The organism is uncultured Shimia sp. (assembly GCF_913054185.1).
Taxonomy (GTDB): Bacteria; Pseudomonadota; Alphaproteobacteria; order Rhodobacterales; family Rhodobacteraceae; genus Shimia.
In genome coordinates, this window is the sequence record NZ_CAJXIV010000131.1 from 1 (window position 1) to 8,666 (window position 8,666).

Annotated in this window: 11 protein-coding genes; 6 read left to right on the top strand and 5 right to left on the bottom strand. The window is 59.2% G+C overall.

All coding sequences use genetic code 11. The features are described from left to right. The first annotated feature begins 39 nt into the window (after positions 1 to 39). On the top strand, positions 40 to 798 hold the full coding sequence (locus QZ517_RS18805) for a substrate-binding domain-containing protein (RefSeq protein WP_294230194.1): 759 nt from the start codon (positions 40 to 42) through the stop codon (positions 796 to 798). Between the two features lie 15 nt (positions 799 to 813). On the opposite strand, the gene QZ517_RS18810 is transcribed toward QZ517_RS18805, so the two are convergent. From QZ517_RS18810 to QZ517_RS18825, 4 genes are read right to left on the bottom strand one after another with little or no spacing between them, the layout of a single operon-like run. Further along, positions 814 to 1,293, bottom strand: a complete 480-nt coding sequence (locus QZ517_RS18810; protein ID WP_294230166.1) for a DUF6505 family protein — start codon at positions 1,291 to 1,293, stop codon at positions 814 to 816. Continuing rightward, positions 1,293 to 2,018 carry a biotin/lipoate--protein ligase family protein gene (locus QZ517_RS18815; protein ID WP_294230169.1) on the bottom strand — a complete coding sequence of 242 codons (726 nt, stop codon included), beginning with the start codon at positions 2,016 to 2,018 and terminating at the stop codon, positions 1,293 to 1,295. Before QZ517_RS18815 ends, QZ517_RS18810 begins: the two co-directional genes overlap by 1 nt. Next, positions 2,015 to 3,079, bottom strand: a complete 1,065-nt coding sequence (gene apbC / locus QZ517_RS18820) for an iron-sulfur cluster carrier protein ApbC (RefSeq protein ID WP_294230171.1) — start codon at positions 3,077 to 3,079, stop codon at positions 2,015 to 2,017. Before apbC ends, QZ517_RS18815 begins: the two co-directional genes overlap by 4 nt. Continuing rightward, positions 3,080 to 3,280 (bottom strand): DUF6494 family protein, encoded by a 201-nt coding sequence (locus tag QZ517_RS18825; RefSeq protein ID WP_294230174.1) that lies wholly within the window; start codon positions 3,278 to 3,280, stop codon positions 3,080 to 3,082. Between the two features lie 79 nt (positions 3,281 to 3,359). Here QZ517_RS18825 and QZ517_RS18830 point away from each other — a divergent pair, with 79 nt between their 5' ends. Then, positions 3,360 to 4,118, top strand: a complete 759-nt coding sequence (locus tag QZ517_RS18830; RefSeq protein ID WP_294230177.1) for a hypothetical protein — start codon at positions 3,360 to 3,362, stop codon at positions 4,116 to 4,118. On the opposite strand, the gene QZ517_RS18835 is transcribed toward QZ517_RS18830, so the two are convergent. Continuing rightward, a complete protein-coding gene (locus QZ517_RS18835) occupies positions 4,112 to 6,085 on the bottom strand; it encodes a 4Fe-4S binding protein (RefSeq protein WP_294230179.1) in 1,974 nt (657 codons plus the stop codon). The genes QZ517_RS18830 and QZ517_RS18835 overlap by 7 nt on opposite strands. 332 nt (positions 6,086 to 6,417) lie before the next feature. Here QZ517_RS18835 and QZ517_RS18840 point away from each other — a divergent pair, with 332 nt between their 5' ends. From QZ517_RS18840 to QZ517_RS18855, 4 genes are read left to right on the top strand one after another with little or no spacing between them, the layout of a single operon-like run. Then, positions 6,418 to 6,975: a DUF3305 domain-containing protein gene (locus QZ517_RS18840; protein WP_294230182.1), complete on the top strand. Its 558-nt coding sequence runs from the start codon at positions 6,418 to 6,420 to the stop codon at positions 6,973 to 6,975. Then, on the top strand, positions 6,972 to 7,655 hold the full coding sequence (locus QZ517_RS18845; RefSeq protein ID WP_294230185.1) for a DUF3306 domain-containing protein: 684 nt from the start codon (positions 6,972 to 6,974) through the stop codon (positions 7,653 to 7,655). The genes QZ517_RS18840 and QZ517_RS18845 overlap by 4 nt, the downstream gene beginning before the upstream one ends. Beyond that, positions 7,652 to 8,260: a molecular chaperone gene (locus tag QZ517_RS18850; protein ID WP_294230188.1), complete on the top strand. Its 609-nt coding sequence runs from the start codon at positions 7,652 to 7,654 to the stop codon at positions 8,258 to 8,260. The genes QZ517_RS18845 and QZ517_RS18850 overlap by 4 nt, the downstream gene beginning before the upstream one ends. A gap of 51 nt (positions 8,261 to 8,311) precedes the next feature. Continuing rightward, the gene (locus QZ517_RS18855; RefSeq protein WP_294230191.1) at positions 8,312 to 8,503 is read left to right on the top strand and encodes a ubiquinol-cytochrome c reductase iron-sulfur subunit N-terminal domain-containing protein; all 192 of its coding nucleotides are present in this window, start codon (positions 8,312 to 8,314) and stop codon (positions 8,501 to 8,503) included. The last annotated feature ends 163 nt before the right edge of the window (positions 8,504 to 8,666 follow it).

The following is an 8,666-nucleotide window of genomic DNA, read 5'->3' on the forward strand; positions in this document are numbered from 1 at the left end:
ACAACGCTTGCCGCGGTGGCCTTGGTATTGAGTGGCGCCATGGCAACGGCAGACAGTATGAAGGTGGCGGTCACAACCTCGTTCCACAACTCAGGTCTGTCGGACGTTTTGTTGCCGGAAATTCAGAAAGACCTGGGGCTGGAGGTGCAGCTTTTGGTGGTTGGCACCGGTCAGGCGCTGCGTTTGGGCGAAGCTGGCGATGTGGACGCGATTCTGGTGCATTCCAAGAAGGCGGAAGACGCGTTTGTTGCGGGCGGCTATGGCACGCACCGTCGTGAGATTATGTACAATGATTTTGTGTTGGTTGGCCCAAATGCCGACCCTGCCAAAATCGCCGAGTCCGAAACCGTTGTGCAGGCGCTGTCCGCGATTTCCGAAGCCAAAGCGGCGTTTGTGAGTCGGGGGGATGACAGTGGAACCCACAAAAAGGAGCTGTCGCTCTGGGCTGAGGCCGGTGTGGATGCGGATGCGCGTTCTGTGGATTGGTACAAAGAAGCCGGTGCCGGCATGGGCGCGTCGCTGAACACCGCGTCGGGCATGAACGGCTACATCATGAGCGACCGCGCAAGCTGGCTCAAGTTTGGCAACAAAGGGGATCTGGCGCTGCTGTATTCCGGAGATCCGGAGCTGTTCAACCAGTATGCCTATATTCCGGTGAACCCAGAGAAGCACGGTCACGTGAAAACCGAGCTGGCCAACAAGCTGGAAGCCTGGCTGGTGAGCGACCGCGCCAAAGCATTGATTGACGGCTACACTTTGAAAGGTGGCCGCCTGTTTATTTTCAACGCAGCACAGTAAATCGGTTGGTGCACGTCACTCGTCTGGAGCGACGTGCACTGCAAATTGCTCCAACTCGGCCTCTGCTGGCGCGATGCTGCGGAATTGCTCTTTCACACCAGCTTCGGTGAGTTCCCGGGCAACGGTCAGCAGCGTGTTGGCCTCATGCTCAGCACAGAGATCCGCCATATGGGCAATCTCCTCGGCTGCCACAGGACGCGCAGCCTCAACCGAAGGCGCGCCGTAAACCTCTACAAAATGTCGGGCGAGCGCGTCGGTGAGCGCTTCAACCTCTGCCGTCTCGATGGTGGTCACGGCCACAAAAGTCACGCGGCCAAAAGTTTCCACCCCCAGCCAACCGTTGGCAAAGGCCTGACGCGCCTTGCCGGTCAGATCACCCTCAGACCAGTTGGAAAACTCAAACCCGCCGCTGATGGCCCATTCGCCTGTGCGTGCGGGGTTGAAGTAGACCCGCTGGTCACTTTCATCAAAATGGATCGCACGTGCCAGAAGCATCAGCTGTCTCCTTCCAAAAGACGGCTGAGCGGCAGCAGGCGGGTGTCTTCGCCGCTGCGCAGAAGCGCGCCAAAATATTCGTCTGTGCCAACAAAGGTGCCGGCTTCGGTTTCATCACCGAGCGTCCAAGCGATCTCTTCGCCGAGGTTGTGAGCCAGACCACGCCATTCTGTGGTAAGCGGCTTGAGGCCCTCATCTTCCATCCGGTTGACCCAGACCAGCGTGTGGCGCACCCAGGCGCCAAGCAGCTCGTCCGGGGCAACGTCAACACAGCCCTCTTCGAAAAGCGCAGTTTGGTCTGGCGTGTCGCCCGGCGTTTCGGTGTTGGCCGGAATTAGTGGCAGTTCCAAGCCGACAACCACCCAGTCCGGTACCTCGCTGGCGTCTTGTGTGGAGGCGGCGACACGCATCCGGCCACAGCGTGCGCCATTCACAAGAATGCCACCCGGCCAGTCCAGGTGCACCGCAACTTCCGGTGGGGCCAGAGCGCCAAGCGCGTTCTGAAACCCAATGGCGCAGCTGATTAGTACGGGCATGGCCTCGGTCAGGGGCACCTCTGGCGCAAAGACAATGGCTGCGCGCAGTTGGTCTGCTGCAATGTTATAAACCACAAGCCCCGCATCACAGCCCATGATCGCCTGCATCTGTGCCTTGGCAAAGGGATCGGCGCTGCCGGTCAGCGCGAGCCCTTCGAACAATGGTGGAAACTGTGGTGCTTCCCTCATGCGTTGCCGTCCTCGATCAGGCGACGGGCCAGGGCGCGGAAAGACTGCGCTTGTGAGCTGTCCGGTTTGGAGACCACAATTGGGGCCCCGCCATCTGCGGCGACACGAATATCCAGCGCCAATGGGATTTCCGCCAAGAGCGGCACGCCCAGTTTCTCCGCTTCGGCGGCCACACCGCCGTGGCCAAAGATGTGCTCTTCGTTGCCACATTTGGAGCAGATGTGCGTGCTCATGTTCTCGACCATGCCAACAATGGGCGTGCCGAGCTTTTCAAACATGTTGATGCCTTTGCGGGCATCCAAGAGCGCGATGTCCTGCGGGGTGGAGACCACCAGGGCGCCGGTCAGTTCAGCCTTCTGCGCCAGAGTCATTTGCACGTCACCGGTGCCCGGTGGCAAGTCAACGATCAGCACATCCAGCGCGCCCCATTGCACCTGGTTGAGCATCTGTTGCAGCGCGCCCATCAACATCGGACCACGCCAAACAACAGCTTCTTCTTCCCGGGTCATGAGGCCAATCGACATCATGGTCACGCCGTGGTTGCGCATTGGCAGGATGGTTTTGCCATCCGGACTGGATGGGCGACCTGAGACGCCGAGCATACGTGGCTGCGAGGGGCCATAAACGTCCGCATCCAGCAGACCAACGCGGCGACCTTCAGCGGCCAGCGCGGCGGCGAGGTTGGCAGAGACAGTGGACTTGCCCACACCACCTTTGCCGGAGGCCACGGCGAGAATGCGATCCACGCCGGGGATTTTCTGAGGGCCTTGAGGCTCAGCCGGGCGGGCACCTTTGAGATCAGGCGGTGGCTTGGAGGCGGCGTGTGCGGTCATCACGATGGATACCGTCTCGACTCCGTCAAGCGCGTTGAGCTTATCCTCGATGTCGGCCTTCATCGGCTGCATCGCTTGTGCGCGAGCCGGGTCAATTTCCATCACAAAACGGACTTCTCCACCGTCCACGTTCAAGGCGCGGACCATGCCGGAAGCAACCAGATCAGTCCCGGAAGCCGGATCACTGAAGCCTTTGAGGACGTTCAGAATATCGTCACGGTTTGCCATTTAGTTGCGCCCTTTGATCTGACCGGTCACAACATGTTCGATGTCCAGACCGTCTACGGTCAGCACGACTTTGGCGGTGAACTCTTTGCCGTCTGTGGCCTCGGCTCCGGCAGAGCGCATGGCATCCTCAATGGCTTGCTGGCTGGTGACGCCAACCTGCTTGAGAAATTTGCGCATGCTCATGTTAAAATCTTCGCTCATCGGTGGATATCTTTCTGCCTAGGGCATTCTACTTGGGTCCATGTTGACGCATGCCGGGGCGGAGGCCTAGGTTTGTGTCATGGATGTTTTTCGGTCTTTGAGTGTTGTGGTTTCCGCTGTGGTTGCCATTTGTTTCGCTCATACAGTGTGGGCACAAGGCAAAACCACCACGCTTTTGGTCGCGCCAGAGCTGCAAGACAGCGGTGTCATCAAATTCATGTTGCCCCGGTTCACGTTGAAGCATGGGGTGCGGGTGACGGTGGTGGCCGAAGGCGCCGCCGCGGGCAGCCTGATCAAAGATGGTGACACAGCGGTGTTTTCGCGAGGCGGGGATAACTTTGGTCTCACCGTGCACCAGGCGGATGATCCGCATATGGCGACTTTGGCGGCCTGGCTGACCGGAGACGTCGGGCAGCGCACGGTGTTGAGTTTCAAACAGGACGGGCAGCCGGTGTTTGAGGTGCCGATTGTCGTGGTTGAGGCTGAGGTTGAGGCGGAGTTGGACGGCGATGCCGCGCGCGGCGCCGAGTTGGCCTTGAGCGCCTGTGGTCGGTGCCACGTTGTGGGCGACGTCAACCGCATGAACGGCATTGGGTCCACCCCAAGCTTTGCGGTGCTGCGCAGCCTGGATGGTTGGATGGAGCGCTTCTGGGCGTTTTACGCGCTGAATCCGCATCCGTCGTTCACCATCATTCCGGACGTCACCGAACCGTTTGACGAAACCCGGCCCTCCCCAATTAGCCCCGTGAGGCTGACGCTGGAGGAACTGGAGAACATCGTAGCCTATACCGCGACCATGGCCCCGGCAAATTTGGGAGCGCCGGTTGTGCATCAGTGATCCCGGCGCTTTGTGAAATAGTCCTCAGATGTACGCACCTGTGGGCGCTCGTCGCCTGCAAACGGATTGTTCTGCTGATGGAACTGCGCGTTCACGCGGCAATCGTCACACATGCGGATCATGCGGGCGGCGTCCGAGGTGGCAAACATAGCGTGCTTGCCTTCGAGTTTCTCAACAATGCGCTCGATGGTGGATTTCACCCCAAACGGCGTGCCGCATTCGATGCAGTCAAACGGTTCTTCTTCATGCACAACCTGCTGAGACAATGCCGCGTCAGCGGTGTTCAGTTGTGGCACCAAGGAGATCGCGTTTTCCGGACAGACATGGGTGCAAAGGCCACATTGCAGGCAGGCGTCTTCCTGAAAGCGCAGCTGTGGCTTGTCTGGGTTGTCACCCAAGGCACCCGCTGGACAGAGCGAGGCGCAGGACAGGCAGAGCGTGCAGGCGTCTTTGTCGACGAGAACAGCGCCGTAAGGGGCATTCTCCGGCAGGGGCAAAGGCGCATCTAGGTCACCGCGGAGCGCTTTCACAGCCAGGCGGGTGACCTGTCGGCGGTTGCCAAGTGGCAGGATTGGCGCGGTAGGCTCAAGTCCACTGGAGGCGCTATAGAGCGCATCACACAAGACGCTTGGCTCTGCCGGATCTAAGATGCGCAGGGCGTTGGTGTCGCCGCTGAGCGCTTGCGCCAGCAGAAGTTCACTGTCGAGCGCACCCCGATCGGTGGTTGGCGCGGCGAGCACGTCTACACCAACAAAGCCACTGGAGAGTGCAGCCAGCATTTCGGCGTGGCCAAACCCGCTGACACGTTCAAGATCCATGGGGATGACTTTGGCGGGCAGGCCGCGATCGTAACGCGCCGCCAGCGCAATCAACTCAGCCCCAAAAGCGCGGTCATGCACCAGCAGACGTGGCGCTTCGCCACCAGCCGTGCGATAGGCTCCCGCCATGGCATTGATGCGGGCAAAAAGCGCACTGACGGGCGGATCGTCATAGGTGATGGCACCAGACGGGCACAGCGCCGAACAAGACCCGCAGCCAGCACAGATGTTGGGGTCAATGTCGATGTGATCGCCTGCTGGCCGGATTGCTGAAGTTGGGCAGACATCCAGACATTTTGTGCAGCCTGTTTGCGAGGCGCGGGAATGGGCACAGATGCTGGGCTCGAGCGACAGATAAAGCGGCTTCTCAAAGGTGCCCACCAGATGGGAGGCCTCCAAGATGGCGGCATGTGTGGCGGGCCGGCTTTTGGGGTCAGCCAGCAGGTAGCCTTCGCGTTTTTCAGGCGCGGGGAACAGTGACGTTTCACCACGCAGGTCGAGCAGGATGTCACATGTGGTTTTGGCGCCGTTTCGAGCCTCGCCAAAGGTCAAAGCGCCACGGCCGCTCGGGTCGATCTGTTGCAGCGCGTCGATTTCAACGGAGAAATTGCCAAGCGCACCGGCGGCTTTTTTGAGCTGCCCTGCGATCACATCGAAATCGCGGTCTTCCGGCGCATCAGACCCGGGGGACAACAACACTGTGACACTTAGGAACTCAGAAAGTTGGCGGGCTGCTGCAAGCGCAGCCTCCTCATGTCCGATGATCAGGCAGAGACCTTCCGACGTGACATCGAATGTTTTGGTCGCCGGGGCCTCTCGCAATCCATCCGCCAAAAGCGCGGCTATTTTGGGGCCGGCGGCCTCAGCTTCGTCTGACCATCCAGCGCGGTTGCGCAGGTCGATAAATGACGGCTCCGGCAAGGACAAATCGTCCGCCAATTCGGAGAAGAATGTCTGTTCCTGAGTGCAGGCCACACATGTGTTTTCTGGGTCCACGGAGGCCTGCAAAAGCTCGGCTGCGTGCTGCGCCTGTGCCCCGCAAAGGTCGGTGTGCACTTTGGTGCACTGCACGTTGTCGATAGAGTCGAAGGCCTCTGCATTCAACGGCATACTTTTAGAACAGTTACACAAAATCAATGTCTTAGACATGATTTCCTCCCAGAAGATACCCCCAAATGGGAGTGTAGATTTACGTCAAAAATGCATGTTTCCGCTTCTACGTAAAGCCCTCGGGCTCTGCCGGATCACTGGAATTTGACCCAACGTAAAACCAAGTGATTCTATTGGTTTTTGGGGGATGTGGACAATCTGTCCGTGCCCAATCCTGTCGCGAGACTCGGTCGCCCAAAATGTCCAGAAATTCATCCGGAAACCTCAGGTTTTGCGTTTTCCTTTGGCACAGCACAGGAAAGCACCGAAACTAAAGCTGCCTGCGAAAAAAATTCTGAACGACTGCGTGGGCACGGGAGGAAGACAAATTCATGCGCCAAGCGCCGGTATCATTGCCGTTGGGCATCGTGATCCGCAGAACGCCCTCGGCCAACCGTTGGGCGAAATTTGCGTGGCAAGCAGTGGGCGTGCTCCCTGGGGCTGCGCAGGCCGATTGGCGCGTGATGCGCGAAGAGGATGAGGCGGTGGAGTTCCACGCCGCCACCGTGCCGCTTGAGTTGTGGCACACCGACACCGAAGCGTATCTGACCACCCTGACAGCCCGTGTGCCGTCGATTGGCGTTGTGATGCGTGAGGCAGAGGATGGTGACGCGGATCGCCCTTATGAGGTGCTGTTGGCCACGGCCTCCGCTTTTGAATTTCAGGATTATGCTGATAGCGGCGAAGAGCTGCTGGAGTTGGTGCCGATGCCCGAAGGGCTGGTCGCCTTCCTGCGCGATTTTGTGGAAGAGCACCACGAAGAAGAGATTTTTGTGAAACGTCGCCGCGACAAAAAGCGGACTGATCTGGTGGAAGATGGGCGTGGCGACGCGCGTATTTCCCAGATCTCTGACGTATACCGCGCGCCGCGCACCGGGAGGCCAAATTGAGCCGCGGTGGAGATTTTTGGGCGCGCCGTAAGGCGGGCGTTGCTGCGGAAGCCGAAGCCGAAGTGCAGGCTGAGGAACAGGCTGTACTGGCAGAGGCCCATGCCGAGCTGGAGGAGAAGTCCGACGCAGAGATTTTGGCGGAGCTTGATCTGCCTGATCCTGATGCGCTTGAAAAAGGCGATGATTTCTCGGTGTTTCTGGCCAAAGCCGTGCCGGAGCGTATCCGCCGCCGTGCCTTGCGCAAGCTGTGGCTGACCAATCCTGTATTGGCGAATGTCGATCAACTGGTGGACTACGGTGAAGACTTCACTGACAGCGCCATGGTCGTTGAGGCAATGCAGACCACCTATCAGGTGGGCAAAGGCATGCTGGCGCACGTTCAAGAGATGGCGCGCCAAGCCGAGGAGAAAGAATCTTTGGCCGACGGTGGCATGGCGCTGGAAGACGGTGTTGAGGATCAAGACATGGCGTTTGTTGAAGGCGCTGGTGAAAGCGACACCCGCCAAGAGGACGAAAGCGACGCACCTGAAGAGGTTGCACCACTCGAGGTAGTGGCCGAAGCTGAGGCGCCGACTGAACCATTCCCTGACGCGGAGGCGCTTCCAATAGCACCCTTGCGTCGCCGTATGCGGTTTGACTTTGCCGCATCAGAAACGACTGAAGAGAGGGCACAGCCATGAGCCAAGCCGTCACCGACACACCTATCGCCGAAGAAGACCTGCTACGCGCGGATCTTTACGATTTTCTGGCCGCCCTTATGGCCAATCCGCCAAGCAAGGACCTGTTGCAACATGCCGCCGCATTGGGCGGGGATGAAAGCGATCTTGGTCAAGCGATCAGCACATTGGCCCGGGTGGCCAAAGCGACAAATGCCGGGGCGGTGGAAAGCGAATTCAACGCGCTGTTCATTGGTCTTGGCCGAGGCGAGCTGATGCCGTTTGCCTCTTACTACTTGACCGGGTTTCTGAATGAAAAGCCGCTGGCTAGCCTGCGTGCTGATATGGCGGCGTTGCGTATCACCCGCGCGCCAAATGTGTATGAACCCGAAGACAACATCGCCAGCTTGCTGGAGATGATGGCAGGCATGATCCGTGGCCGCTTTGGCGCGCCGGTGCCGCTGCAAAAGCAAAAAGATTTCTTCTTCACCCACATTGCTGCCTGGGCGGAGCACTTCTTCTCCGATCTGGAGGCGGCGAAAAACTCGGTGCTCTACGCGCCGGTGGGGACGGTGGGCAAAGCCTTCCTTGAGATTGAAACACAGGCGTTCCGCATGGGGGCGGATTAAACGCCATTTGAAGCCGTTGGACCCCGACCAACACAAAACAAGGAGCTCGCCATGAGCAAGCCAGAGGAAAAAGGTGCCAGCCGGCGTGATTTTCTGAAGCTCGCAACAGCAGCAGCCCCAGCAGCAGCTGCGGTAGCGGCCCTTTCGCCAAATACGGCGGAAGCGCAACCAGCTGATTTGTCCCGCACCGAGATGCAGGACACCGCGCATACCCGCGCATATCTCGACAGCGCCCGGTTCTAACTGGACGTTATCATCCCGCCCCTGACCACCGGTTGCGTGACGCCCACCGGTCAGGATTTTGAGACTAACCGAGCCAGTCCCGACAAAAGGGACAGCAAGGGAGGAAAGAATGCTTAGGAAAAAGACCAACGGGGTTGCGAGACGCCCCCAGCGGACAAGTATC

What these genes read in the sequence shown, in the direction of transcription:
- QZ517_RS18805 (WP_294230194.1), top strand. Translation starts at nt 40, where the DNA reads ATGGCAACGGCAGACAGTATGAAGGTGGCGGTCACAACCTCGTTCCAC.
- QZ517_RS18810 (WP_294230166.1), bottom strand. Translation starts at nt 1,293, where the DNA reads ATGCTTCTGGCACGTGCGATCCATTTTGATGAAAGTGACCAGCGGGTC.
- QZ517_RS18815 (WP_294230169.1), bottom strand. Translation starts at nt 2,018, where the DNA reads ATGAGGGAAGCACCACAGTTTCCACCATTGTTCGAAGGGCTCGCGCTG.
- apbC (WP_294230171.1), bottom strand. Translation starts at nt 3,079, where the DNA reads ATGGCAAACCGTGACGATATTCTGAACGTCCTCAAAGGCTTCAGTGAT.
- QZ517_RS18825 (WP_294230174.1), bottom strand. Translation starts at nt 3,280, where the DNA reads ATGAGCGAAGATTTTAACATGAGCATGCGCAAATTTCTCAAGCAGGTT.
- QZ517_RS18830 (WP_294230177.1), top strand. Translation starts at nt 3,360, where the DNA reads ATGGATGTTTTTCGGTCTTTGAGTGTTGTGGTTTCCGCTGTGGTTGCC.
- QZ517_RS18835 (WP_294230179.1), bottom strand. Translation starts at nt 6,085, where the DNA reads ATGTCTAAGACATTGATTTTGTGTAACTGTTCTAAAAGTATGCCGTTG.
- QZ517_RS18840 (WP_294230182.1), top strand. Translation starts at nt 6,418, where the DNA reads ATGCGCCAAGCGCCGGTATCATTGCCGTTGGGCATCGTGATCCGCAGA.
- QZ517_RS18850 (WP_294230188.1), top strand. Translation starts at nt 7,652, where the DNA reads ATGAGCCAAGCCGTCACCGACACACCTATCGCCGAAGAAGACCTGCTA.
- QZ517_RS18855 (WP_294230191.1), top strand. Translation starts at nt 8,312, where the DNA reads ATGAGCAAGCCAGAGGAAAAAGGTGCCAGCCGGCGTGATTTTCTGAAG.